This is a genomic window from Variovorax paradoxus, from assembly GCF_029919115.1.
In the GTDB taxonomy this organism is placed as follows: Bacteria; Pseudomonadota; Gammaproteobacteria; order Burkholderiales; family Burkholderiaceae_C; genus Variovorax; species Variovorax paradoxus_O.
In genome coordinates, this window is the sequence record NZ_CP123990.1 from 1,267,660 (window position 1) to 1,292,613 (window position 24,954).

A 24,954-nucleotide genomic window follows, 5' to 3' on the forward strand; every position below is an offset into this window, starting at 1 on the left:
GTGATTCAGAGCGGTGGTTGATCAGCGGTGCACCCAGAGCGTGCACAGGCCCTGAACAACAGCGCCCAGAAAGCCAGCCGCGCAAAAACGTGGCGGAAAAAATGACATGTTGACCATTCTTTTCGACGGTATCGCCTACGGCATGCTGCTCTTCGTGCTCGCAGTAGGCTTGGCTGTGACGCTCGGGTTGATGAACTTCATCAACCTGGCCCACGGTGCATTCGCCATGGCCGGCGGGTACCTCACCGTGTTTGCGATGCAGAAACTCGGCGTGCCGTTCCTGGCCTGCCTGCCGCTTGCGTTCATCGTCGTGGCCCTGGCCGGCGCGCTGCTCGAGCGCACGCTCTACCGGCCCATGTACGGCAAGCCGCACCTCGACCAGGTGCTGTTCTCCATCGGCCTTGCCTTCATGGCCGTGGCGGCCATCGATTACTTCGTCGGCTCGTCGCAGCAGAACATCCAGCTGCCCGAATGGCTGCGCGGCCGCACCGAGGTGGGCGACGGCGCGCTGCTGCTTGGCATGGGGCACTACCGGCTTTTCATCATCGCCGTCTGCGCCGTGCTCACCGTGGTGCTTCAGCTCATTCTCTCGAAGACCCGCTTCGGCAGCCGCCTGCGCGCGGCCGTGGATGACCCGCGCGTGGCGTCGGGGCTGGGCATCAACGTCAATGTCGTGTTCCTGCTGACCTTTGCGGTTGGCTCGGGCCTTGCGGGGCTCGGTGGTGCATTGGGCGCGGAAATCCTCGGTCTCGATCCGACGTTTCCGCTCAAGTACATGATCTATTTTCTGATCGTGGTGTCGGTCGGTGGCACCTCGTCGATCACCGGGCCTCTCGCGGCTGCGCTGTTGCTCGGCATTGCCGACGTGGCGGGCAAGTATTTCATTCCCAAGATGGGCGCGTTCACCGTCTACCTGCTCATGATCCTGATATTGATGTGGCGGCCCCAGGGCTTGTTCACGCGCAAGGGAGGCCGCTGAATGAACGAGCCTTCGACCTACCAGTCGGCCCTGCTGCACAAGGCGCGCTGGCGCCCACTCGAATTCGTGGTGTGGGCCGTGGCGTTTGCGCTGCCGTTTCTCATGCCTTCGCACTCGCTGCTGGTCAACGAGATTGCCATCGTCGCCCTGTTCGCGATGTCGCTTGATTTGATCCTCGGCTACACCGGCATCGTGTCGCTCGGCCACGCGGCCTTCTTCGGCTTTGGCGCGTATACGGCGGCGCTGTTCGCCAAGCTTGTGATGCCGGATCCGACCGTGGGCTTGTTGGTGGCGACTGTGCTCTCGGCCGTGCTCGGCCTCGTCGCGAGCGTCACCATCCTGCGCGGCAGCGACCTCACGCGGTTGATGGTCACGCTGGGCACAGCTCTGCTGCTGCTCGAGCTTGCCAACAAGCTCGACTGGCTCACCGGCGGGGCCGACGGGCTGCAGGGCGTGGTGATGGGGCCGGTGCTCGGGCTGTTCGAGTTCGACCTGTACGGCCGCACGGCGGCCTGGTATTCGCTGGCTGTGATGCTTCTGCTGTTCCTGGTGATGCGCCGCATCGTGCATTCGCCCTTCGGCGCCACGCTCAAGGCGATTCGCGACAACCGCCTGCGTGCCATGGCCATCGGCATTCCGGTGGTGTCGCGGGTGGTGGTCATCTACACCGTGGCGGCCGGCATTGCCGGTGCCGCGGGCGCGTTGCTGGCGCAGACCACCGGCTTTGCCTCGCTCGACGTGCTGGCCTTCGACCGCTCGGCCGACGTGCTGCTCATGCTGGTGATCGGCGGCGTGGGTTGGCTCTACGGCGGCGTGGCGGGTGCCATCGTCTTCAAGCTGCTGCAGAACTGGCTCTCGGCCGTGACGCCGCAGTACTGGATGTTCTGGATCGGATTGCTGCTGGTGCTGCTGGTGCTGGTCGGGCGCGACCGCGTGCTCAAGCCCTGGACATGGCTCGGCAAGAGAAAGGGGAGCGGCGCATGACCACCGACACCGTGCTTTCGACCCAGGGGCTGGTGATGCGCTTCGGCGGCATCACGGCCACCAACAACGTCACCATGGAACTCAAGCGCGGCGCGCGCCATGCGCTGATCGGCCCCAACGGCGCCGGCAAAACCACGCTCATCAACCTGCTGACCGGCGTGCTCGTGCCGACCGAGGGCCGCATCTCGCTGCTCGGCGAAGACATCACCACGCTGGCCCCGCACAAGCGCGTGGCGCGCGGGCTGGTGCGCACCTTCCAGATCAACCAGCTGTTCGATTCGATGACGCCGCTCGAAACGCTGGCGCTCGTGGTGTCGCAGCATCAGGGTGCCGGTGCGCAATGGTGGCGTCCGCTGGGTGCCAGCAAGGCTGTGACCGAACGGGCAGCGCAACTGCTCGAGCAGTTTCATCTTGGCGACGTGGCCCGGCAACAGACGAAGTTCATGGCCTACGGCAAGCGCCGCCTGCTCGAGATTGCGATTGCGCTGGCCTGCGAGCCGCGCGTGCTGCTGCTCGACGAGCCCGTGGCGGGCGTGCCCGCCGGCGAGCGCGAAGAGTTGCTTGAAACCGTTGCCGCATTGCCGGCCGATGTGTCGGTGCTGCTGATCGAGCACGACATGGACTTGGTGTTCAGCTTTGCCGACCGCATGACGGTGCTGGTGAACGGCGCGCTGCTGACGGAGGGCGACCCTGAAACCATCGCCAACGATCCAAAGGTGAAAGAGGTCTATCTCGGCCATGGAGAGACGGCTCATGTCTGAACTGCTCCGCATCGAGAACCTGAGCGCCGGCTACGGCGAGGCCGTGGTGCTGCACGACGTGGCCTTTTCGCTCGGCGAAGGCCAGACGCTGGCGCTGCTGGGGCGCAACGGCACAGGAAAGACCACGCTCATCAACACGCTGGCGGGCGCCACCCGGCAGCATGGCGGAACCATCACGCTCGGCGGGCAAGCCCTGCACAAGCTGGCGCCGCATCAGCGCGCGGCGGCCGGCATCGGCTGGGTGCCGCAAGAGCGCAACATCTTCAAGTCGCTCACGGTGCATGAAAACCTCACCGCGGTGGAGCGCCCCGGAAAGTGGAACCCGCAGCGCGTCTACGAGATGTTCCCGCGCTTGGCCGAGCGCAAGACCAACCTCGGCACGCAGCTTTCGGGCGGCGAGCAGCAGATGCTGGCGGTGGGCCGCGCGCTGGTGCTGAACCCCCGGCTGCTGCTGCTCGACGAACCGCTCGAAGGCCTCGCGCCGATCATCGTGGAAGAACTGTTGCGCGCCATCCGCCGCATCACGCAGGACGAAGGGCTGGCGGCCATCATCGTGGAACAGCACCCACAGGCGATCCTCGCGATTTCCGACCACGCGGTGGTGCTCGACCACGGCACCATCGTGCACACCGACAGCGCAGCGGCATTGCGCAGCCAGCCGCAGGTGCTTGAAAGATTGCTGGGCGTGGCCCGGTAACTGTCCTGGCAAACAAGAAGGAGACACACAGCATGGCGATCCCGAAAACAGTGTTTTACGGGGGCGCCATGCTGGCGTCCGCCGTATTGCTGGGTGCTTGCAGCACCACCACAGCGCCGCAGAACCTCACGCTCGGCGCCAATCCTGCGGCGTCTTGTGCGGCGCTGCTTGCGCCGGTCGCGCCCGCGGCCATCGGCCTGCCGAGCGGTGCGGCAACAATCGACTCGGCCACGCTTGTTCCGGCCGCCGCACTTGCCGTGGCCGAACGCGCGGGCACCCCCGCGTCGCGCATCACGCCGCCTACACCTGCGCACTGCAGGGTGCTCGGACGCATCGCGCCGCTCGATGCAGCCGCGCCGCCCATCCTGTTTCAAGTCAACCTGCCGCTGGCCTGGAACGGGCGCAGCGTGCAGTACGGCGGCGGCGGTTTCAACGGCGTGCTGATCACCGGCCTCGCGCTGGTGCCGGGCGCGCGGTTCGAGCAGCCCACGCCGCTCGCGCAAGGCTATGTGACCTATGGCACCGACTCCGGCCACCAGAATGTGCAGGGCCAACCGCCGCAGGCCTTTGCGCTCAACGACGAGGCGCTGGTCAATTTTGCGCACGCCTCGTACAAGAAGGTGCGCGACGTGGCGGTGGCGCTGATGCAGCGCGCCTACGGACAGGCGCCGCAGAAGCTGTACTTCGTGGGCAGTTCCGAAGGCGGCCGCGAGGGGCTCACCATGGCACAGCGCCATCCGCAGGATTTCGACGGCATCTTCAGCCGCGTGCCGGTCATCAACTGGACGGGGCTGCAGCATGCGGGCACGCGCAACGGCATCGCCACCATGGGCGAAGGATGGCTGCGGCCCGCGCAGGTGCAGCTGGTGCACAGCGCGGTGCTCGCGTCATGCGACGCCACCGACGGCGCTGCGGACGGCATTGTGTCGAACCCGGTGGCCTGCCTGCAGCGCTTCGATCCCGCCGGCCTGCGCTGCGCCGCCGGCACCAGCGGCGACAACTGCCTGAACGATGCGCAGGTGCAGGCGGTGCGCACGCTGCGCTCGCCATGGCGCTCACCCGTGCCGCTCGCGCATGGCGTCACCGAGTACCCGGGCTGGGGCATCGGCGGCGAAGGCACGCCGGCCTTTGCAGCCACGGGCGGCTGGAACGCGTGGTGGACGGGTACCGCCGCGCCCACCGTGCCGCCGCAACAGAGCAACGGCATTGCATGGTTCTACGGCAGCGGGGCGCTGCAGTATTTCTATGCGCGCAATCCGTCGCTCGACGTGCGCAACTACCGCGCGGAAGATTTCGCCGGGCGCATCGCCACGGTGTCGCAGCTGATGGATTCGACCAACCCCGATCTCGGCGCGTTCCAGGCTCGCGGCGGCAAGCTGCTGATGCTCGAGCACATGGCCGACTATGCCCAGAGCCCGTTCGCCGGCATCCGCTATTACGAATCGGTGGTGGCCCGCATGGGGCGCGACAACGTCGATCGCTTCATGCGCCTTTACACCGCGCCGGGCGTGGACCACGTGGGCGCCGGCGCGCCCGCCAATGTCGACATGCTCGGCGCGCTGGCCGACTGGGTCGAACGCGGCCGCGCGCCCGGCGGCCTGCAGTTGGCCGAGCAGGAAGTGCAGCCGCCGTTCAGGGTGGTTCGTTCCCGCCCGCTGTGCGAATGGCCGCTGTGGCCTCGCTACACGGGTGGCGACGCGTCGCAGGCGGGCAGCTTCCAGTGCAGCAGGTAGCAGTGCGAAGGCTGTGATGGCCTAGATTGCGCAGCCGTCAGGGCCGCACGCTGCCTGGCCGGCGCCAGCGCCCGCTGCAGTGCCGGAAGGTGCCGCAAGCGCGGCCAGTTGATCCTTCCACTCATCGGCGCGCCCGAGCCACGGACCGATGTCGATGCGGCTCGCAGAGCCGTCGGCCTGTGCCAGCACGAAGGTCGGAAAGCCCTGGCCGCCGGCGCGCTGAAGCAGTTGCCGGCTGGCGGCAATGTGCTGCGCAGTCGCCTCGCCGGACAGGCGCGCGTAGGCCGATGCAAAGGCCTCGGCATCGAAGCCAAGCTCCGCGGCCACGGCGTCGAGCACGTCCACGTCGGCAATGCGCCGGCCTTCGACATAGTGCGCGCGCTGCAGCCGATGGATCATGTCCAGGCCGCCGCCCGTGCGCAACTCTTCGGCCGCGAGCACCGCGGTGGTCGGCGGCTCGGAATCCATGACCGCGCCCGTGTCGCGCAGCAGCCCTTCGAAGTAGCCTTCGCCGAAGGGCTGGCCTGTGAGTTCGGCAATGCGCCGGTCGTGCGGCATCACATAGTCGCGCCACTGCGCGGTGATGGGGCGCCGGTTGGGGCCGGTCATCATGCCGCCGCCGTGGAACTCGACCTTCAGCCCCGGCACGCTGCGCGCCGCATCGACCAGCGGTGCGGCCGCGTAGCACCAGCCACACATCGGATCGAAGATGTAGTGCAGCGTGGTGCTGGCCGGCGTGGTGTTGCTGTCGTTCACTGCGGCCACTTCATTTCTCCCTTGATCACCTTGGCGCTCAGTTCGAGCGACGAAGCGTGCTGCAGCTTGGGGTAGCGCTTCTTCATGGCGGCGACGAGCGCGGCCGAGTCCTTGGCCTTGGCAGCTTCGGTTTCGAAGGCCTGCAGGTAGCTGCGCGTGAACTTCACCGAAGCCACCGAGTAGGGCATCGATCCATCGGCGTTGGGTTCGAAGTGGCCGGGCACCACCGTCTTGGGACGCAGTGCCTCGATGCGGCCGAGCGTCTTGAGCCAGTCGCGGCGCGATTCGGGCGTTTGCGTGTCGGCCACCCACAGGTGGATGTTGGCCGACACGGGCACGCCGCCGACCACGGCCTTAATGGAGGGAATCCACGCGAAGGTGCGCGCCGGCGTCGGGCCGTCGAGGCCCACCACCTGGATCTTGCGGCCTTCGAGCTCGATGCTGTCGCCGGCCAGCGGTTCGGGCACGACCAGCGCCTTGGGCGCGTTCTCCTTCAGGATCGGGCCCCAGTGCGCGAGCTTGCCGTCCTTCGACGCCTGGATGGCAGCCACGGTCTGCGGCGTGGCGACGATCTTCGCGTCGGGGAAGGCGGCCTGGATCACGTCGAGGCCGAAGTAGTAGTCGGGATCGCTGTGGCTGATGTAGACCGTGGTCAGCTTCTTGCCGCTGGCCTTGATTTTCTGCACCAGCGCCTCGGCGTCGTTGCGCTGGAACTGCGCGTCGATCAGCACGGCGTCGGCCTGGCCCATGACCAGTTCGGAAGACACCGGGAACATCGACTTGGCGCCGGGGTTGTACACGTCCAGCTTCAGCGGCTCGGCCGCATGGGCTGCGAGCGAGGCGAGGGACAGCGTGGCGGAAAGGGCTGCGGTGGAAAGAAGGGTTCTGCGGAACATGTCGGGTCTTTCGGTTGAAGGATTCTTGATGGGTGACAACGTGACAGGCCCGATGGTAGGTTTCTATAAAAGAAACAAAAATCCCGGTTCGGCCAATGAATAGTTTCTGTTTTCGGACGAATTGGATGCCTGACGTTCAGTCCGTCGCGCATTTCTCGAGGTGTGCCACCAGCAACTGCGCCGCCAGCGACAGCGTCTCTTCGCCGCGAAAGCAGATGGCAAAGCGGCGGCGCGCCCAGGCGTCGGTCAGCGGCATGAGCCTGAGGCCGTAGGCGTCGGCAAAGGGCTGCGCCACTTCCGTAGGCACCACGCTGATCGCCAACCCCGCGCGCACCACGCGCAGCGCGGCGTCGAAGTTGCTCACCAGCACGCGATAGGCCAGCGGCTTGCCGGCCACGGCGGCTTCGCGCGCGAGCATCAATTGCACGGCGCTCAGCGCCGGCATGCCGACGAACTCGTGCTCGAGCACGTCCTCGAAGCGCACCTTGCCGCGGCGCGCCGCCGGGTGCGAAGGGTGCGCGACCACCGCCAGGTGGTCGGTGCGGTAGCTGCGCCGCTGCAGGCCTTCCAAGTCGGCCGCGTCCCAGCACAGGCCGATCGAGGCGCTGCCCTCGCGAATGCCGCGCACGATCTCGGGGCTCACGCGCTCTTCCATGTCGACCCGGATGTCCCGGTGCGCCGGGTTCTGCAGAAAGTTGGCCACGTCTTCGGCCAGCGATTCGGCCATGACCGAGGCCGAGGCGAGGATGCGCACGTGCCCCCGCGCTCCGCTTGCATATGCGGCCATGTCGCGCTCGATGCGCTGCGCGCTGCCGAGCATCGCGCGCGCATGCTCCAGCAGTGTTTCGCCGGCCGGCGTGGGCACCACGCCGCGGCGCTTGCGCAGCAGCAGGGGCGTGCCGACGGCATCTTCGAGCTGCGCCAGGCGTTTGCTGATGGCCGAACCGACGATGCTGGCCTGCTCGCCGGCGCGCGCGATGCTGCGGGTTTCGCAAACGGACACGAAGAGGCGGAGGGTGGTGAGGTCGAGGTCTCGCATGTGGTTGCCGGCCTGGAAGATGTGGTGTTCCATTTTGGAACGAATCGGCTTCCAAAATCTATTTTCTGATTCGAATAGGAACTCCTAACATCGGCGCCAGACCACGAAGGAGATACCTTTGAACGATGTATCGGTAGTAGCGCCCGCCGCTCACGCCTTTTTGCCGCCCAGCGCGGTCGTCCGCGAAGTGGGGCTGCGCGACGGCCTGCAGAGCATCGCGAGAACGCTGCCCACGGCGCAGAAGCTCGAGTGGATTCGCAACGCGCATGCCGCCGGGCAGCGCGAGATCGAAGTCGGCTCCTTCGTGCCCGCTCGCCTGCTGCCGCAACTGGCGGACACGGCCGAACTGCTGGCCTACGCGAAGACGCTGCCGGGGCTTTTCACTTCGGTGCTGGTGCCCAACCTGCGGGGCGCGGAACTCGCCATAGCGGGCGAAGCTGATCTCATGATGGTGCCGCTGTCGGCCAGCCATGCCCACAGCCTGGCCAACCTGCGCAAGACGCCCGACGAAGTGGTGGCCGAGGTCGCACGCATCCGCGCCGCGCGCGACGCCGCAGGCTCCAAGACGATGATCGAGGGCGGCGTGGGCACCGCCTTCGGCTGCACCATCCAGGGCCACGTGGATACTGAAGAGGTGCTGCGCCTGATGCAGGCGCTGCTCGACGCGGGCGCCGACCGGGTAAGCCTGGCGGACACCGTCGGCTATGCCGATCCCGCCATGGTTCGCAGCCTGTTCGAGCGCGCGAAACGCATTGCGGGCGACCGCCTCTGGTGCGGCCACTTTCACGACACGCGCGGCCTCGGGCTTGCCAACGTGTATGCCACGCTGGAAGTCGGCATTTCCCGCTTCGACGCCTGCCTGGCCGGCATCGGCGGCTGCCCGCATGCGCCGGGCGCCAGCGGCAACGTCGACACCGAAGACCTCGTGTTCATGCTCGAAAGCATGGGCGTGCGCACCGGCGTCGATCTGCCGAAGCTGCTCGACCTGCGCGAGCGCGTGGCCGGCTGGCTCGAAGGCGAAACGCTGCAGGGCACGGTGTGGCGCGCCGGCTTTCCGAAGACCTTTGCGGCGGGCGCGGGAGTCGCGGCATGAACGACACCACGACGAAGCCCGAGGAAAAGCGCCTGCCGCTCACCGGCATTCGCGTGGTCGAGTTCACGCACATGGTCATGGGCCCGACCTGCGGCATGGTGCTGGCCGACCTGGGCGCGGAAGTCATCAAGGTCGAGCCCATCGAGGGCGACCGCACGCGGCAGCTGCTGGGCGCGGGCGCTGGCTTCTTCCCGATGTTCAACCGCAACAAGAAGAGCATTGCGCTCGACTTGCGCCACCCGCAAGGGCTCGAGGCGGCACTGCGCCTGTGCGCCACGGCCGACGTGGTGGCGCAGAACTTCAGGCCCGGCACCATGGACAAGTACGGCCTTGGCTACGCTGCGCTCGGCAAGCTCAACCCGCGGCTGGTGTATGTGAACCACACCGGCTTTCTACCCGGGCCCTACGAGCACCGCACCGCGCTCGACGAGGTGGTGCAGATGATGGGCGGCTTGGCCTACATGACGGGCCGGCCCGGCGACCCGCTGCGCGCAGGCACCAGCGTGAACGACATCATGGGCGGCATGTTCGGCGCCATCGGCGCCATGGCCGCGCTGATGCAGCGCATACAGACCGGCAAGGGCCAGGAGGTGCAGTCCGCGCTGTTCGAGAACAACGTGTTCCTGGTCGGCCAGCACATGCTGCAGTACGCCATCACCGGCCAAGCCGCGGCGCCGATGCCCGAGCGCATCTCGGCCTGGGCGCTGTACGACGTGTTCACCGTGAAGGACGGCGAGCAGATCTTCCTGGCCGCGGTGAGCGACGCGCAATGGCGGGTGTTCTGCGATGCGCTCGGCTTCGACGACCTGAAGGCCGACCCTGCGCTCCGCACCAACAACGACCGGGTTCGCGTGCGGCCGACGCTGCTCGCGGACTTGCGCGGCCGCCTGGCCGACCGGTCGGCCGCCGAGCTGTCGGCGATCTTCGAGGCGCGCGGCCTGCCTTTTGCGCCCATCGTGCGGCCAGAAGACCTCTACGAGGATCCGCACCTGAAGGCCACCGGCGGCCTCGCCGACATCCGCCTGCCCGACGGCGAGCGCGCAGGAGAAACCGCGCAGACCACGCTGTTCCCGATCACGCTGGGCGGCGAGCGACTGGGCGTGCGGCTCGATCCGCCGATGCTCGGTGAACACACGCGTGAGCTGTTGGCCGAACTCGGCTATGCCGAGGCGCAGGTGGCGGCCATGCAGGCCGAATTGGCCATCGCCTGAGCGCGATTTTTCTTCGAAAACCATAAAGAGAGACAAGACCATGCACACGATGCTTCCCCCGATGACCCGCCGCGCCGTACTGGGTTTTGGCGCTTCCGCCGCCGTACTGGCCGCGTGCCCCGCACTCGCGCAGGGCTCCGACAAGCCCATTCGCTTCATCCTGCCGATCAGTGCCGGTTCGGGCGTGGACGCCATCGCGCGCGCGGCATCGGTTGCGCTCGGCAAGGCCTTCGGCCAGCCGGTGGTGATAGAAAACCTGCCCGGTGCGGGCGGCATCACCGGCACTTCTGTGGTGGTCAAGGCCGCGCCCGACGGGCTCACGCTCGGCATGGTGTCGAACAACCACGTCATCAACCCGGCCGTGTACAAGAAGATGCCCTTCGACGCCATCGCGGACGTGACGCCGATCAGCATCGTGGGCGCGACGCCGCTGGTGCTGGTGGTCAACCCGAAGCTCCCCGCCAAGAATGTGAAGGAGCTGGTGGCACTGCTGCGCGCCAAGCCCGACACCTACAACTACGCTTCGTCGGGCAACGGCACAATCATCCACCTGGCCGGCGAGATGTTCATGGAAGAGGCCGGCGTGAAGGCGCGGCACATTCCCTACAAGGGCACCGGCCCGATGGTCACCGACATGATCGCGGGCCAGGTCGAGATGGGCGTGGTGGCATTGCCCGCGGTGCAGCCGCACCTCAAGAGCGGTGCGCTGCGGGCCATAGGCCTGTGCAGCGCGCAGCGCTCGCCGGCCACGCCCGACATGCCGACCATTGCGGAGCAAGGGCTACCCAACTACGCCGTCGAAGGCTGGTTCGCGGTGATCGGCCCGCCCAAGATGCAGCCCGCCGACATCCAGCGCGTGCACGACGCAGTGGCCGCGGCCTTTACGAGCGCCGAGGTGCGCGACGCCATGGACAAGCAGGGCAATGTCATCAAGCCCACATCGCCCGAGCAGGCCGCGAGCTACTTCCGCAGCGAAGCCGCGCGCTATGCCGCGCTGGTGAAGAAGGCGAACGTCGTATTGGAATGAAGCGCGGGCTCAGGCCGGGCTCGTGATCTTGAGCCCGAGAATGCCCGCGACGATCAGGCCGACGCAGATGAGCCGCGCCGCGTTGGCGGGCTCATGGAACAGCACGATGCCCAAAATGACCGTGCCCACCGCGCCGATGCCGGTCCATACGGCATAGGCCGTGCCCACGGGCAGCGAGCGCATGGCCCAGCCCAGCAGCACCACGCTCAGCACCATCGAAAGGGCGGTGCCGATCGAAGGCCACAGCCGGGTAAATCCCTCGGTGTATTTAAGACCGATGGCCCAGCCCATTTCGAGCAGGCCCGCCACCAACAACACAACCCACGCCATGCACGCTCCTTGAGAAGGTTTCAGTTCCCGGGCCGTACGGCGCTGTAGAGCGCGCGCACGAAGTCCGACTGCGTGATCATGCCGGTGAGCCGCCTTTCGTGGTCGATGATGGGGATATGGTGGTGGCCGCCTTCGGAGAACAGCGGCACCAGGTCGACCACCGGGCGGTCTGCGCTGGCCACGCGCACCGTGGTGTCGAACAAGCCCGAAGTGGTCGGCCAGATCATGACGCGCCAGGGTGGCCGCCTTCGGAGAACAGCGGCACCAGGTCGACCACCGGGCGGTCTGCGCTGGCCACGCGCACCTGGCGCGTCATGATCTGGCCGACCACTTCGGGCTTGTTCGACACCACGGTGCGCGTGGCGCGGATCAGGTCGCGCAGCCGCCCCGCAATCCCTTCGTGATGTTCCAGGTCGAGCATGCGAAAGAAGTCGGCCTGCGTCACGATGCCCACCACGCGGCGCGTACGGTCGATAACGGGCAATGCCTTGATGCGGCGCTGGTTCATCAGCATCCACGCCTCCTGCAGCGGCGTGCCGAACTCCACCGACACCGGCTCGCGCGACATGATGTCGGCGCAGTGCAGGGTGCCGAGGCGCCGCTTGTACGACTCGAGCTCGGTCTGCTGGATGAGCGATTCGAGATCGTCGCGGCTGATGTCCAGCACCTGGTTGTAGCGGGCCAGCACCGCGTCGATGTCGGCCTGGCTGAAGCGCGCATCCGCCGATGGCGGCCGCACCACCTGCACGTGCGGATAGCGCCTGCCGGTGAACGTGTTGTAGGCCACGCCGGCCAGCACCAGCAGCAGCGAGTTCACAAGCGTGGGGAACAACGCCGCTGAAAAGTCGGTGGTGTGCGTCAGCACCGCGAGCAACGCCGCGGCGCCGCCCGGCGGGTGCAGGCTGCGCGTGGCAAACATCAGCCCGATGGCGGCGCCGACGGCCAACGCGGCAGCCCAGGCCGCGTCGGGTATCCAGTGGACGCAGGCAATGCCCACCACGGTCGACAGCGTATTGCCGACCATGACCGACCAGGGCTGTGCGAGCGGACTCGCGGGCACGGCAAACACCAGCACCGCGCTCGCGCCCATCGGCGCAATGAGCCAGATGCTGATGCCCGCTGCTTCGGCCATCCATCGGCACAGCAGTGCGGTGATGACCAGGCCGATTGCGGCGCCGGCCACGGCGCGCATGCGCTCGCGAATGTCGACGGTGTTGCGGCCCGGCAGCCAGGCGCGCGCATGGGTGAGCAGGGCGGAAAGCTGCAGCATGGCGTCAGACCTCCGCCGCCACGCGGCGGCCGATTTCGGGCCACTGCCCGTGCAGCCACACCCAGGCGACGAGGCCGATGCCGAGCATCAGCATCGACGTGACCGCCAGTGCCAGCGTGGAATGCATGACCAGCGGCGCCACCACGCCGGCAACAATGCCGTTGGCAGTGGAGCCGATCACCGCCTGCAGCGACGAGGCCATGCCGCGCCGCTCCGGATGAAGGTCGAGCACCAGCAGCGTGACCACCGGCACCATCAGCGCCCAGCCGAAGGCGAACACCGCGAGCGGCCACAGGGCCCACGCAGCGTGCGCGGTGAACAGCCAATTGGCCGCAACGTTGACGAGCGAAGTCACCAGCATGATCAAAAAGCCGTCGCGGATCTGCCGCTTGGGCGCCACCTTGCCCGCCATGCGGCCGCTGGCCCAGGCGCCCGACATGATGCCGCCGATGGTCAGCAGGAAGAACCAGAAGAACTGCGTCGGCGCCAGGGCGAGGTGGTCGCCCAGAAAGGCGGGCGCCGCCAGCACGTACAGGAACATGCCGTTGAACGGAACACCGCTTGCAAAGGCGAGCAGCAGAAAGCGCGGGTCGGAGCACAGGTCCCAGTAGCCGCGCATCAGGTGGCGCACCTGGAACGGCTGGCGCTGGCTCTGGTGCAGGGTTTCGGGCAGCAGCTTGTAGTTGGCCACGAACAGGATCACGCCGACCGCCACCAGGAACCAGAAGATCGCATGCCAGCCGGCATGCACGAAAAGAAAGCCGCCCACGATAGGCGCAATGGCCGGCGCCACGCCGAAGTAGATGGTCACCTGGCTCATGACCCGCTGCGCATCGGCCGGCGGGAACATGTCGCGGATGACCGCGCGCGAAACCACGATGCCCGCACCGGTCGACAGGCCCTGCAGCCCACGGAACAGCACCAACTGCGCAATGTTCTGCGACAGCGCGCAGCCCAGCGAGGCAATGGTGAACACCGCAAGGCCCCACAGCACCACGGGCCGGCGGCCGAAGCTGTCCGACAGCGCGCCGTGGAACAGGTTCATGAACGCAAAGCCGAACAGGTAGGCCGAAAGTGTCTGCTGCATTTCGGCCGGCGTGGCGCCAATGGAGCGCGCAATGCCCGAGAAGGCCGGAATGTAGGTGTCGATGGAAAAGGGACCGAGCATGCCCAGCACGGCCAGCAGCACGGCGAGCGCCCAGCGCGGCGCCAGCCAGAGCTTTTCTGCATCGGGATTCATGAGGTTTGCTCCATTTTTCTTATCCGAAGGCCAAAAAAGAAAGCGCCCTTGCGGGCGCCTCCTCGTCAGAGAAATACCGGGAGACCGGCTTAGAGCGTATCAATAAAGCTGCGCAGCTTGTCCGAACGCGAAGGATGCTTGAGCTTGCGCAGGGCCTTGGCTTCGATCTGGCGGATGCGCTCGCGGGTTACGTCGAACTGCTTGCCGACTTCTTCCAGCGTGTGGTCCGTGCTCATTTCAATGCCGAAGCGCATGCGCAGCACCTTGGCTTCGCGCGGCGTGAGGCTGTCCAGGATGTCCTTGACCACGTCGCGCAGGCCCGCCTGCATTGCGGCCTCGATGGGGGCCGTGTTGCTGCTGTCCTCGATGAAGTCGCCCAGGTGCGAATCGTCGTCGTCGCCGATGGGGGTTTCCATCGAGATCGGCTCCTTCGCAATCTTCATGATCTTGCGGATCTTGTCTTCCGGGATCTCCATCTTCGCGGCCAAGATGCTGGCGTCCGGCTCGAAGCCGAACTCCTGCAGATGCTGGCGCGAGATGCGGTTCATCTTGTTGATCGTCTCGATCATGTGCACCGGAATGCGGATGGTTCGAGCTTGATCCGCGATGGACCGGGTAATCGCCTGGCGGATCCACCACGTGGCGTAGGTCGAGAACTTGTAGCCGCGGCGGTATTCGAACTTGTCCACCGCCTTCATCAGGCCGATGTTGCCTTCCTGGATCAGGTCGAGGAACTGCAGGCCGCGGTTGGTGTACTTCTTGGCAATGGAGATCACGAGGCGCAGGTTGGCCTCGATCATTTCCTTCTTGGCGTCGCGCGAGGACGATTCGCCCTCGTTCATGCGCTTGTTGATTTCCTTCAGCTGGGTGAGCGGCACCACCACGCGCGACTGGATGTCGGCGAGCTTTTGCTGCAGCTCTTGCACCGGCGGAATATTGCGTGCGAGCACGGCGCTCCAGGGCTTGCCGGAGGCAGCCTGCTTCTCGACCCACTTCAGGTTGAGCAGGTTCGACGGCACGCGGTTGCCGTTCTTGTCGTAGCCGGAGAAGTCGCGAATGAACTCGTCCTGCGGAAAGCCGCACTTGTCCACGATGATGCGGCGCAGTTCGCGCTCCTTCTTGCGCACGTCGTCCACCTGCGTGCGAACCAGGTCGCACAGCTTCTCGATGGTCTTGGCCGTGAAGCGGATGGTCATGAGCTCGTCCGACAGGGCCTGCTGGGCCTTCTGGTAGGCCGGCGTGCCGTAGCCTTCCTTGTCGTAGATCTTGTGGACCTTCTCGAACATGACGGCAATGCGGTCGAAACGCTCGAGCGCGTCGCGCTTGAGTTCTTCGAGCTTCTTGGTGAGGGCCTTGGAGCCGCCCTTGCCGTCGTCGTCGTCTTCCTCGTCGAACTCGTCGAAGTCTTCTTCGGCCACGTAGTCGTCGGCCTCGTTGGGGTTCGAGAAGCCGTCCACCACGGTGGAGATGACGACCTTGCCTTCACGGATGTCGGCGGCTAGGCGCAGGATTTCGGCGATGGTGGCGGGGGAGGCCGAAATGGCTTCCATCATGGCCATCAGGCCGCCTTCGATGCGCTTGGCGATTTCGATTTCGCCTTCGCGCGTCAAGAGCTCGACCGTGCCCATTTCGCGCATGTACATGCGCACGGGGTCGGTGGTGCGGCCGAATTCGCTGTCCACCGTGGAGAGCGCGGCTTCGGCTTCTTCTTCGGCTTCTTCCACCGTGGTGGCGGTGGGCGCGGTGTTGTTCAGCAGCAGGGTTTCGGCGTCGGGCGTTTGCTCGTACACCGCCACGCCCATGTCGTTGAGCATGGTGACCACGACTTCCATGGTCTCGGCGTCGACCAGCTTGTCGGGCAGGTGGTCGGAGATTTCGCCGTGCGTGAGGTAGCCGCGGGTCTTGCCCAGCGTAATGAGGGTCTTCAGGCGCGAGCGGCGCTTGGCCAGGTCTTCCTCGGAGAGCACGGTCTCGTCGAGGCCGAATTCCTTCATCAAGGCGCGTTCCTTCGCCTTGCTGATCTTCATGCGCAGCGGCTTGACCTTTTCTTCGGTCGTCGTCGCGGTTGCCGGTTCGTCGCCGACCAGATCCTCTTCGATATCCGACAGGTCGATGTCGCTCTCGGGCGCGTCATTTCCGGCCTTGGGCTTGCGGCCGCGCTTGGCACCGGTGGCGGGCGCGGCAGCGCCGGCGGCCTTGGGCGGGCGGCCGACTTTCTTGGCGGCAGGGGCGGCGGCAACCGTCTTGGCGGCGGCTTTTTTCGGATCGTCGATGGAGGTCGATTTCGTGGGCACGGTTTTCACTTTCGTTGCGGCTGCCGATTTGGACGCGGCGGCACCCGACTTAGTTGCCGGCATAACGCCAGCTTTCAACGGTTTTTCTGCGACAGACTTTGGGGCGACGCCTTTGGCGAGTGAAGGAGCAGGCTTCTTTGAACTGGGCATACGACCTCGTTACAGCAAGATGGACCAAGCGAAATCACAGGCGCACCGCCACATGGGCAGCGCCGCCACAGCCCGTGCACAGGCACGGACGAGACACAAAGCCCGCGCACAGGCACGGACAGGACAAATGGGAAAGAGGAAGAAATTCCTCGTCAGGCAAGATGTCGGGCGAACATTTGGTGTGCAGTCCTTGCGGTTATTGACCCTTTCCGACGGATGTTTTCCGTTGGAGTGCGTTGCGCTAGGGGTCGGCCCGGAGGTGCTGCTGTCGCTCTTGCCTAATTTCGCCAGTTGCGAAGCCTTACATTATAGCCTATTGCGCAAATTTCAAGCACTTTATGCACCGGAGGGTTTCAGCCGGTTGCGCAATTCGAGCCTTCGCGCCTCCAGGGCCTTGTAGCGCTCCAGGGCCTTCGGGTCTTTGCCCACGGCCGCAATGGCATCGCTCTGCTGGGCTTTCAGGCGGTCGTCGAGCATGAAATCGAGCACGCTCGAAAGCTCCTTGACCGCATCGGCCAAGTGCTGGTCTTCTTCACCCTCGGGCACCGGCGCCGCTTCGGACACGCTCATGAGCCGCTCCGCCAGGGGCTCGAAGTCGAGCCCGCGCATGCCTTCGCGCAGCGCCGCCCAGGGCTGCACGCCGTGCTCATGCAGCTGGCTGTCGAGCCAGGTAAAAAGCGCGCCGTGCTGGCCCGGCAGGTCGCACAGCATCACGTGGAGTTCATGCGACAGCGCTTCCCACTGCGCCATGTTCGACAGCAGCAGCCGCACCGCTACGTCCGGCCGGCTTGGCGGCTTGCCGCGGCCGCGCAGGGGCTCGATGGGGGCCTCGAACTTGCCGCCCCAGCGCTTGCCCTTGGTGAATTTGCCGCGGGGCTTGCTGCCGCTATCGCTTTCGTAGCGGGGCGGCTCGTACTCGGCCGGGGGCGGCATGTCGGCGTAGTCGAACGGATCACCGGGCTCGCCGGAGTGGCGCGGCGCGGGTGCCGCAGCCGCCTTGCGTGGGCCCGGCGTGGCGGCCCAGAGCTCCGACAGTGCATTGGCGTCCAGCTGCACCAGCGTGGCGATCTCGCTCAGCATCTGCCGCTTGAGCGCACCGTCCGGCATGGCGCTCCAGAGCGGCCTTGCATTGCTGCTCATGTGGGCGCGGCCTTCGGCAGTGGTGAGGTCGCAGCCCTCGCGCGCCGCCTCGATCATGAAGCGCGAGAGCGGCGTGGCCTCTTGCACGAAGCGCGCGAACGCGTCGGCGCCGAATTCGCGGATGAAGCTGTCGGGGTCGTGCTCGGCCGGCAGAAACAGGAACTTGATGCTGCGCACGTCGGTGGCATAGGGCAGGGCGCCGTCGAGCGCCTTGCGCGCGGCACGCCGGCCGGCCGCATCGCCGTCGAAGCTGAACACCACCGATTCTGTGAACCGGAAGAGCTTTTGCACATGCTCCGTGGTGCAGGCCGTGCCCAGCGTGGCCACCGCGTTCGGAAAACCGAGCTGGGCCAGGGCGACCACGTCCATGTAGCCCTCGGTCACCAGCGCATAGCCGCGCTCGCGGAAGGCGGCACGCGCCTCGTACAGGCCGTAGAGCTCCCGGCCCTTGCTGAAGACCGGCGTTTCGGGGGAGTTCAGGTATTTGGGCTTCTCGTCGCCGAGCACCCGCCCGCCGAAGCCGATGCATTCGCCCTTGACGTTGCGGATGGGAAACATCACGCGGTCGCGGAAGCGGTCGTAGCGCTTGGCGTCCTCGGCGCCGTCCTCGGTGTTGACGATGACCAGGCCGCTCTCGGCGAGCAGCGGGTCGTCGTAGTCCGGAAACACGCTGGCAAGGGCGCGCCAGCCGGCCGGCGCGTAGCCGATGCCGAATTGCTTGGCCACTTCGCCCGAGACGCCGCGCCCCTTCAGGTATTCGATGGCGCCAGGCGCCTGCCGCAACGCCTTGCGATAGGCCTCGCCGGCCTTTTCGAGCACGTCGCTCAGGGTGGCCTGCTTCTGGCGCTGGTTTGCGGCGCGGGCACGTTCGGCGGGTGAGGCGTCGTCCTCGGGCACCTGCAGGCCGTATTGGCCGGCCAGGTCGTGCACCGCCTCGACAAAGCCCATGCCCGCATGCTCCATGAGAAAGCCGATGGCGTTGCCGTGCACCCCGCACCCGAAGCAGTGATAGAACTGCTTGGTGGGGCTGACCGAGAAGGAGGGCGATTTCTCGCCGTGGAACGGGCACAGCCCCATGAAGTTGGCGCCGGCCTTCTTCAGCTGCACATAGCGCCCGACGATCTCCACCACGTCGGCACGCGCGATGAGTTCCTGGATGAAAGAAGCGGGGATGGTCATGTAGGCGAAGAGCGGCAAATCATACGCAAGCGGCAGAACGCCCGCGCCCGGGCGGCATACTGCCCGCACCGGAAGAACGCCCCGGATTCCACGCATGAAGACGCCCAAGCCATTGCACCACGTCGCGCCGCTGCTGCGCCACCCCCTCCGGTTCGTATGGGACGCGCTCAAGGCGTTTCGCGCGAACCAGGGCCTGCTGCTTGCGGGTGCGGTGGCGTATTACGCGCTGCTTTCCATCGTGCCGCTGCTCATCGTGAGCGTGATCGCGATGTCGCATGTGATCGAACAGGCCGAGTTGCTGCGCACCATCGGCCGGTATCTCGAGTGGCTGCTGCCCGGGCAGTCCAAGGCGATTGTCGGTGAGCTGTCGAACTTTCTCGACCACCGGGACGTGATGGGGCCGGTGCTGCTGGTCACGATGATCTTCTTCAGCTCGCTCGCCTTCAGCATTCTCGAAAGCGCCATGGCGGTGATCTTTCATCACCGCAAGGCGGACCACAAGCGCCACTTCCTGGTGTCGGCCGTCATGCCCTACATCTACATCCTGTGCCTGTGCGTGGGACTGCTGCTGGTCACGCTGGTTTCGGGCGCGCTTCAACTGGTGGGGCAGGAGAGCGTCGACCTGTTCGGGCGCAACTGGTCGCTCTCGGGCGTGTCGGGGCTGCTGCTCTACCTGCTTGGGCTGGGCGGCGAAATCTTCATGCTGACTTCGCTCTACCTGGTGATGCCGGCCGGCCGCATGTCGCTGCGCCACGCGCTGCTGGGCGGCGTGACGGCCGCGCTCCTGTGGGAGGCCACGCGGCACGTGCTGATCTGGTACTTCTCGACGCTCTCGCAGGTCAACGTGGTCTACGGCTCGCTCACCACGGCCATCGTGGTGCTGCTGAGCCTGGAGATTGCCGCCACGCTGGTGCTGCTGGGGGCCCAGGTCATCGCCCAATACGAGCGCCTGGACCGTACCGGCAGCACGGCGGTGCCGCCGCTTACCGGGGCGGAAGTCGAATCGCTCCGTCGAGACGAATCACCTCGCCGTTGAGCATGTCGTTCTCGATGATGTGCTTGGCAAGCTTGGCGTAGTCTTCCGGCGTGCCCAGGCGGGAAGGGAAGGGCACGCTTGCGGCCAGCGCGTCCTGCACCTCTTGCGGCATGCCGAAGAGCATGGGCGTGCCGAAGATGCCGGGGGCAATGGTCATGTTGCGAATGCCGTTGCGGGCCAGGTCGCGCGCAATGGGCAGCGTCATGCCGACCACGCCGCCCTTCGAGGCGCTGTAGGCCGCCTGGCCCATCTGCCCGTCGTAGGCCGCGACCGAGGCGGTCGAGATCAGCACGCCGCGTTCGCCAGTGGCTTCGGGCTCGTTCTTGCTCATGGCCTCGGCCGCGAGGCGAATCATGTTGAAGCTGCCGATCAGGTTGACGGTGACGGTCTTGCTGAACACGGCCAGCGCGTGCGCGCCGTTCTTGCCCACCGTCTTCTCGGCCGGCGCAATGCCCGCGCAGTTGACCAGGCCGACGAGCTTGCCGAGCTTTTGCGCCGCGGCAACCGCCGCCTGGCCGTCGGCTTCCTGGCTCACGTCGCATTTCACGAATACCCCGCCGATGTCCTTTGCGACGGCTTCGCCTTTTTCAGCCTGCATGTCGGCAATGACCACCTTGCCGCCATTGGCGGCCAGCATGCGCGCCGTGCCTTCGCCGAGGCCCGAAGCGCCACCTGTGACGATAAAAACCTTGCCGTCGATCTGCATTGAGAGTCTCCTGAAATAAGACCTGCATTATCGAAGAGGGCTTGGCCGGCCAAAAAAAAAGGCCTCATCCGAAGATGAGGCCCTGAATTGGATCCGTGAGGACCCAAGGAGACAACTGGTGGCGGTCGGCCGGCGGCTTAGCGCTTGCGGGCGGTGGTCGCGGTCTTCGCGGCGGCGACGGCTTGCGACGACACGGCGTTGAAGTTGGCTTCGGCAACGTCCGACGCTTGCTTGACGGCCTTCTGGACCGATTCGAAAGCGTTGTTGGCGGCAGCCACGGCGCTCTTCAGCACGGCAACGGCCGTTTCCGAGCCGGCGGGTGCATTCTTGGAAGCGCTGTCGACCAGGCCGACAAAGGTTTGCTGGGCTTCAGCAGCCTTGGCTTCGAAAGCCTTGGTGAACTCGGCGCCGGTGCCTTGGGCGATGTCATACAGGTGACGGCTGTAGGCGGCGGTCTTTTCGGCCAGGGGCTGGAACAGGCTGGCTTGCAGCGTCAGCAGTTCTTGCGCGTCCTTGACATTCAGGGCGGCTTGGGCGGTGCCGGCGGCTTCGGCCAGGGCAGCCTTGGAAGCGGTCACGTTCAGTTCGACGAGCTTCTCGACGCCTTCGAAAGCCTTGGTGGTCAGGCCGAACAGGGTTTCGAGGTTTGCTTTTTGGGCGGCGAGGATTTGGTCAGCGGTCAGGGCCATGTGGGATCTCCAGAAAGGATGGTGGTCGGTGTTCACGTTGCGCTGCCCCTCGTCGTCTATGTTGCGGTGCAGCATGGCCTCAAGTATAGGCAGCACAGCTTTGCGATCAAGGGGTTTTTGCTGCTTTGCAGCAATTTAGAACGCGCTTTCTAAATTCGGCCCGCGCCCCAGAATGCAGCCCATGCGTGCCTTCTATTCCGGCCAGTTCGTCTTGCCCCTTCCGCCTGGCCACCGCTTTCCGATGTCCCGCTACGCGCTGCTGCGCGACCGGTTGCTGGAGCACCTGCCAAAGGTGGAAATGGACCAGGCGCCGCGTGCCACCGATGGCGAACTGGCGCTGGCCCACACCCCGCAGTGGATTGCGGCCATCAGCGACGGAACCGTGAGCCCGCAGGCCATGCGGGAGATCGGCTTTCCCTGGAGCGAGGCGATGGTCGAGCGCTCGCGCCGATCTACCGGGGCAACCATCGCCGCCTGCCGCGCGGCATTCTCGGGCGGAGTGGCGGCCAACATGGCGGGCGGCACGCACCACGCCTACGCAGACAAGGGCGGCGGCTTTTGCGTCTTCAACGACGCTGCGGTGGCCGCCCGGCTCATGCAGGCGGAGCATGGCCGCAGCGGCCGGCAGCTCAAGGTCGCCGTCATCGATCTCGACGTGCACCAGGGCAACGGCACGGCAAGCATCTTTCGCAACGACCCGAGCGTTTTCACGCTCTCCATGCACGGGCAGAAGAACTTTCCGTTCCGCAAGGAGGCGAGCGACCTGGATGTCGAGCTGCCCGACGGCTGCGGCGATGCCGACTACCTGACCGCACTGGAGCATGCGCTCGACGAACTCGACCGGCGCTTCTCCCCCGGGCTGGTGATCTACCTGGCGGGCGCCGATCCCTTCGAGCGCGATCGGCTCGGCCGGCTCAAGCTGAGCTTCGACGGCCTGGAGGCGCGAGACCGGCGGGTGTTCGACTGGGCCTGGCAGCGCCGCGTTCCGCTGGCTTTTGCAATGGCCGGTGGTTACGCGACCGACATCGCCGAGACCGTGCAGGTGCAGTTGGGCACGTTCAGGGTGGCTTTCGATTACTGGCGCCGCTGGCAAAATGCCGCGCGATGAGCTCCGTCACCAAACCCACGCCGAATTCCCGTAGCGGCTACCGCGCGTTTCGCAGCATCCCGACGCGCTGGGCCGACAACGACATGTACGGCCATGTCAACAACGTCGTCTACTACAGCTGGTTCGACACGGCGGTGAATGCGCTGCTGATCGAGCGCGGCGCGCTCGACATCCACCAGGGCCAGACCATCGGCTTCGTGGTCGAGACGCAATGCAACTACTTCGCGCCGATCGCGTTTCCGCAAACGGTGGAAGCCGGCATCCGCGTGGCCCAGGCGGGTCGGTCGAGCGTGCGCTATGAGATTGCGCTCTTTGCGGAGGGCTCGGACACGGCGGCAGCGCAGGGCCACTTCGTGCATGTGTATGTCGACCGCGCGACGCAGCGGCCGGTACCGTTGCCTGATGCGCTGCAGCGCGTCGTCGACTCCTTGAAAGCCTGACCTCATGAAAAGCGGCGCCCGAGGGCGCCGCTTTTTTTAAGCCATGCGGCCCGTCAGGACCGCAGCGGTCTTACATCGTCTTCTTCATGGCCTTGATGTCGGCCTTGCCCTGAGCTTCGTCGGCCTTTGCCTGCTTCTCGCATGCAGACTTGGCGTCGCCCGTCTGGTCGTCGCACTTTTCCTTGGCGACTTCGTACTTGGCCTTCACCTTTTCTTCAGCAACCTTGCGTGCATGCGCGTCGCTTGGCTTGTACTGCTGCTCGAGTTCGGCCTTGGCCACGTTTTCGGTGCCCTTGGCTTCCTTCTGGCAAACGTCCTTCGCGTTGTCCTTCATCGCGTCGCACTGGGCCTTGGCGGACTTGTAGTCGGCTTCGATCTTGTCCTTGGCAGCCTTGTATTCGTCCTTGGTCATCGCGCTGGCGTGCGTGGCCATGAAACAGGTCGAGGCGAGTGCGAGCATGAGCAGATGTTTTTTCATTTTGGTGTTCTTTCTTTTGCAGTTGAGAAGTTGAAAGGGAAGCAGGGTGCGGGGCAGCCTTCAGGCGACCGCAGGTGTCAGTACTTTTCGTACCAGAGGGTGTCCGGCGTGCGGCCGTCGCGCGACTCCCACTCCTTGACCTGCTTTTCGGCCTCATCGCGGCTGATGCCGTGGCGCTCCTGGATACGGCCAAGCAGTTGATCGCGCTTGCCGGCAATGACGTCGAAGTCATCGTCGGTCAGCTTGCCCCATTGCTCCTTGACCTTGCCCTTGAGCTGTTTCCAGTTGCCTTCGATGGTGTCCTTGTTCATGCGAATCTCCTTGTACGGTTGATTCGGCGGGCTCGTTGGCCGCCGTGGACACAATGTCGCGGGACCGATTCACCCTTGCGGTAGGACGTGCAGTGCAGGCCCCGTAGGCACAAGCCGACGCTGCCCGTGATAATCGAACGCACGCCGAAAAGCTTGGGACAACGCGCGCCGCACCATGATCATTCACAGCCTGCTCGACACCGACCTCTACAAGTTCACCATGATGCAGGTCGTCCTGCATCACTTTCCGGGCGCACAAGTCGAATACCGGTTCAAGTGCCGCAACCCGGGTGTCGACCTGGCGCAGTTCGCCGGGCAAATCAGGGAAGAGGTACGAAGCCTCTGCTCGCTGCAGTTCCGGGACGCCGAACTGGCCTACCTGCGGTCGATGCGTTTCATCAAGAGCGACTTCGTCGACTTCCTGGGCCTGTTCCGGCTCAACGAGAAATACATCAGCATCACGCCGCAGCCTTCGGGCGAGCTTGAAATCCGCATCAAGGGCCCGTGGCTGCACACCATCCTGTTCGAGATTCCGGTGCTTGCGATCGTGAACGAGGTCTACTTTCGCAACACGCAGAAGAAGCCCGATCTGGACGAAGGCCGAAGGCGCCTCGAAACCAAGATCGGGCAGCTGCAGGATGCCGGCCTTGCCGACCTCAAGATTGCCGACTACGGCACCCGCCGCCGCTTTTCGAAGGACTGGCATGAAGAGGTCTTGCGCACGCTGAACGCAAGGCTCGGCGCCGTGACCTCGCCGCCGGTGCAGGCCAAGCCCGCCGCCCGGTTGCCACAGCTTGCGGGTACCAGCAACGTGCTCTACGCCATGAAGCTCGGCCTGATTCCGCTCGGCACCATGGCCCACGAATACCTGCAGGCCTGCCAGGGGCTCGGGCCGCGGCTGCGCGACAGCCAGATCTTCGGCTTTGAGAACTGGGCCCGCGAGTACCGCGGCGACCTGGGCATTGCGCTGTCGGACGTCTACGGCATGAGTGCCTTCTTGCGCGACTTCGACCTGTACTTCTGCAAGCTCTTCGATGGCGCGCGCCACGACAGCGGAGACCCCTTCCAGTGGGGCGAGCGCATGCTGGCGCACTATGCGGCCAACCGTGTCGACCCACTCACCAAGACGCTGATCTTCAGCGACAGCCTCACCGTGCCGCGCACCATCGAGCTCTACCAGCAGTTCCGCGGCCGCTGCCAGCTGGCGTTCGGTATTGGAACCAACCTCACCAACGACCTCGGCTACGAGCCGCTGCAGATCGTCATCAAGATGATCAATTGCAACGGCCAGCCCGTGGCCAAGCTGTCGGACACGCCTTCCAAGAACATGTGCGAGGACGAAAAATACCTGGCCTACCTGCGCCAGGTGTTCGAGATCGAGCAGCCGCCGGCCTGACCCCCGTCTGG

At 65.7% G+C, this 24,954-nt stretch carries 25 protein-coding genes and 1 pseudogene; 13 read left to right on the forward strand and 13 right to left on the reverse strand.

Going from position 1 to position 24,954, the window contains the following annotated elements:
* Window positions 1–106 precede the first annotated feature (106 nt).
* From QHG62_RS06150 to QHG62_RS06170, 5 genes are read left to right on the forward strand one after another with little or no spacing between them, the layout of a single operon-like run.
* Entirely contained in the window at window positions 107–979 is an 873-nt protein-coding gene (locus QHG62_RS06150) for a branched-chain amino acid ABC transporter permease (protein WP_157613100.1), read from the forward strand.
* Window positions 980–1,963: a branched-chain amino acid ABC transporter permease gene (locus QHG62_RS06155; protein WP_281149977.1), complete on the forward strand. Its 984-nt coding sequence runs from the start codon at window positions 980–982 to the stop codon at window positions 1,961–1,963.
* The gene (locus QHG62_RS06160; protein ID WP_281149978.1) at window positions 1,960–2,724 is read left to right on the forward strand and encodes an ABC transporter ATP-binding protein; all 765 of its coding nucleotides are present in this window, start codon (window positions 1,960–1,962) and stop codon (window positions 2,722–2,724) included. The genes QHG62_RS06155 and QHG62_RS06160 overlap by 4 nt, the downstream gene beginning before the upstream one ends.
* A complete protein-coding gene (locus tag QHG62_RS06165; RefSeq protein WP_281149980.1) occupies window positions 2,717–3,421 on the forward strand; it encodes an ABC transporter ATP-binding protein in 705 nt (234 codons plus the stop codon). Before QHG62_RS06160 ends, QHG62_RS06165 begins: the two co-directional genes overlap by 8 nt.
* Before the next feature lie 32 nt (window positions 3,422–3,453).
* On the forward strand, window positions 3,454–5,154 hold the full coding sequence (locus QHG62_RS06170) for a tannase/feruloyl esterase family alpha/beta hydrolase (RefSeq protein ID WP_281149981.1): 1,701 nt from the start codon (window positions 3,454–3,456) through the stop codon (window positions 5,152–5,154).
* A 21-nt stretch (window positions 5,155–5,175) separates the two neighbouring features.
* Here QHG62_RS06170 and QHG62_RS06175 read toward each other — a convergent pair whose 3' ends face one another.
* The 3 genes from QHG62_RS06175 to QHG62_RS06185 form a co-directional block, all read right to left on the reverse strand.
* Window positions 5,176–5,919, reverse strand: coding sequence for a DsbA family protein (locus tag QHG62_RS06175; RefSeq protein ID WP_281149982.1), 744 nt, complete (start codon window positions 5,917–5,919; stop codon window positions 5,176–5,178).
* Window positions 5,907–6,806: an MBL fold metallo-hydrolase gene (locus QHG62_RS06180; protein WP_281149983.1), complete on the reverse strand. Its 900-nt coding sequence runs from the start codon at window positions 6,804–6,806 to the stop codon at window positions 5,907–5,909. Before QHG62_RS06180 ends, QHG62_RS06175 begins: the two co-directional genes overlap by 13 nt.
* A gap of 136 nt (window positions 6,807–6,942) precedes the next feature.
* Window positions 6,943–7,845 (reverse strand): LysR family transcriptional regulator, encoded by a 903-nt coding sequence (locus QHG62_RS06185; protein WP_281151516.1) that lies wholly within the window; start codon window positions 7,843–7,845, stop codon window positions 6,943–6,945.
* Window positions 7,846–7,963: 118 nt separating this feature from the next.
* On the opposite strand from QHG62_RS06185, the gene QHG62_RS06190 reads away from it, so the two are divergent.
* From QHG62_RS06190 to QHG62_RS06200, 3 genes are read left to right on the forward strand one after another with little or no spacing between them, the layout of a single operon-like run.
* A complete protein-coding gene (locus QHG62_RS06190) occupies window positions 7,964–8,938 on the forward strand; it encodes a hydroxymethylglutaryl-CoA lyase (RefSeq protein WP_281149984.1) in 975 nt (324 codons plus the stop codon).
* Window positions 8,935–10,149 (forward strand): CaiB/BaiF CoA transferase family protein, encoded by a 1,215-nt coding sequence (locus QHG62_RS06195; RefSeq protein ID WP_281149985.1) that lies wholly within the window; start codon window positions 8,935–8,937, stop codon window positions 10,147–10,149. The genes QHG62_RS06190 and QHG62_RS06195 overlap by 4 nt, the downstream gene beginning before the upstream one ends.
* A gap of 40 nt (window positions 10,150–10,189) precedes the next feature.
* Window positions 10,190–11,176 carry a Bug family tripartite tricarboxylate transporter substrate binding protein gene (locus QHG62_RS06200; RefSeq protein ID WP_281149986.1) on the forward strand — a complete coding sequence of 329 codons (987 nt, stop codon included), beginning with the start codon at window positions 10,190–10,192 and terminating at the stop codon, window positions 11,174–11,176.
* A gap of 9 nt (window positions 11,177–11,185) precedes the next feature.
* Here the strand turns inward: QHG62_RS06200 and sugE are convergent, their stop codons facing one another.
* From sugE to rpoD, 5 genes and pseudogenes are all read right to left on the reverse strand, one after another.
* Window positions 11,186–11,506 (reverse strand): quaternary ammonium compound efflux SMR transporter SugE, encoded by a 321-nt coding sequence (sugE, locus tag QHG62_RS06205; protein WP_281149987.1) that lies wholly within the window; start codon window positions 11,504–11,506, stop codon window positions 11,186–11,188.
* Between the two features lie 20 nt (window positions 11,507–11,526).
* Window positions 11,527–11,643: pseudogene (locus tag QHG62_RS06210) on the reverse strand (CBS domain-containing protein); the annotation flags it as partial.
* 86 nt (window positions 11,644–11,729) lie between these two features.
* Window positions 11,730–12,776, reverse strand: a complete 1,047-nt coding sequence (locus QHG62_RS06215) for an HPP family protein (protein ID WP_432445584.1) — start codon at window positions 12,774–12,776, stop codon at window positions 11,730–11,732.
* A 4-nt stretch (window positions 12,777–12,780) separates the two neighbouring features.
* Window positions 12,781–14,016, reverse strand: a complete 1,236-nt coding sequence (locus tag QHG62_RS06220; protein WP_281149988.1) for a multidrug effflux MFS transporter — start codon at window positions 14,014–14,016, stop codon at window positions 12,781–12,783.
* A gap of 89 nt (window positions 14,017–14,105) precedes the next feature.
* On the reverse strand, window positions 14,106–16,373 hold the full coding sequence (rpoD, locus tag QHG62_RS06225; protein ID WP_281149989.1) for an RNA polymerase sigma factor RpoD: 2,268 nt from the start codon (window positions 16,371–16,373) through the stop codon (window positions 14,106–14,108).
* Here rpoD and QHG62_RS06230 point away from each other — a divergent pair.
* Complete coding sequence (locus tag QHG62_RS06230; RefSeq protein WP_281151846.1) at window positions 16,288–16,860, forward strand: hypothetical protein; 573 nt, start codon at window positions 16,288–16,290, stop codon at window positions 16,858–16,860. The genes rpoD and QHG62_RS06230 overlap by 86 nt on opposite strands.
* Here QHG62_RS06230 and dnaG read toward each other — a convergent pair.
* Window positions 16,797–18,779 (reverse strand): DNA primase, encoded by a 1,983-nt coding sequence (dnaG, locus tag QHG62_RS06235; RefSeq protein WP_281149990.1) that lies wholly within the window; start codon window positions 18,777–18,779, stop codon window positions 16,797–16,799. The genes QHG62_RS06230 and dnaG overlap by 64 nt on opposite strands.
* Before the next feature lie 94 nt (window positions 18,780–18,873).
* On the opposite strand from dnaG, the gene QHG62_RS06240 reads away from it, so the two are divergent.
* A complete protein-coding gene (locus QHG62_RS06240) occupies window positions 18,874–19,815 on the forward strand; it encodes a YihY/virulence factor BrkB family protein (protein ID WP_281149991.1) in 942 nt (313 codons plus the stop codon).
* Here the strand turns inward: QHG62_RS06240 and QHG62_RS06245 are convergent.
* Complete coding sequence (locus QHG62_RS06245) at window positions 19,763–20,521, reverse strand: 3-hydroxyacyl-CoA dehydrogenase (RefSeq protein WP_157613116.1); 759 nt, start codon at window positions 20,519–20,521, stop codon at window positions 19,763–19,765. The genes QHG62_RS06240 and QHG62_RS06245 overlap by 53 nt on opposite strands.
* A 137-nt stretch (window positions 20,522–20,658) precedes the next feature.
* Window positions 20,659–21,210 carry a phasin family protein gene (locus tag QHG62_RS06250; RefSeq protein ID WP_126747372.1) on the reverse strand — a complete coding sequence of 184 codons (552 nt, stop codon included), beginning with the start codon at window positions 21,208–21,210 and terminating at the stop codon, window positions 20,659–20,661.
* 181 nt (window positions 21,211–21,391) lie between these two features.
* On the opposite strand from QHG62_RS06250, the gene QHG62_RS06255 reads away from it, so the two are divergent.
* Both QHG62_RS06255 and QHG62_RS06260 read left to right on the forward strand, forming a co-directional pair.
* Entirely contained in the window at window positions 21,392–22,318 is a 927-nt protein-coding gene (locus tag QHG62_RS06255; protein ID WP_348638682.1) for a histone deacetylase family protein, read from the forward strand.
* Window positions 22,315–22,758: an acyl-CoA thioesterase gene (locus tag QHG62_RS06260; RefSeq protein ID WP_281149993.1), complete on the forward strand. Its 444-nt coding sequence runs from the start codon at window positions 22,315–22,317 to the stop codon at window positions 22,756–22,758. The genes QHG62_RS06255 and QHG62_RS06260 overlap by 4 nt, the downstream gene beginning before the upstream one ends.
* A gap of 70 nt (window positions 22,759–22,828) precedes the next feature.
* On the opposite strand, the gene QHG62_RS06265 is transcribed toward QHG62_RS06260, so the two are convergent.
* Window positions 22,829–23,236, reverse strand: a complete 408-nt coding sequence (locus tag QHG62_RS06265) for a hypothetical protein (protein WP_281149994.1) — start codon at window positions 23,234–23,236, stop codon at window positions 22,829–22,831.
* Window positions 23,237–23,313: 77 nt separating this feature from the next.
* A complete protein-coding gene (locus tag QHG62_RS06270; protein ID WP_157613120.1) occupies window positions 23,314–23,547 on the reverse strand; it encodes a CsbD family protein in 234 nt (77 codons plus the stop codon).
* 175 nt (window positions 23,548–23,722) lie between these two features.
* Here QHG62_RS06270 and pncB point away from each other — a divergent pair, with 175 nt between their 5' ends.
* Window positions 23,723–24,943, forward strand: a complete 1,221-nt coding sequence (gene pncB / locus QHG62_RS06275) for a nicotinate phosphoribosyltransferase (RefSeq protein ID WP_281149995.1) — start codon at window positions 23,723–23,725, stop codon at window positions 24,941–24,943.
* Window positions 24,944–24,954 lie beyond the last annotated feature (11 nt).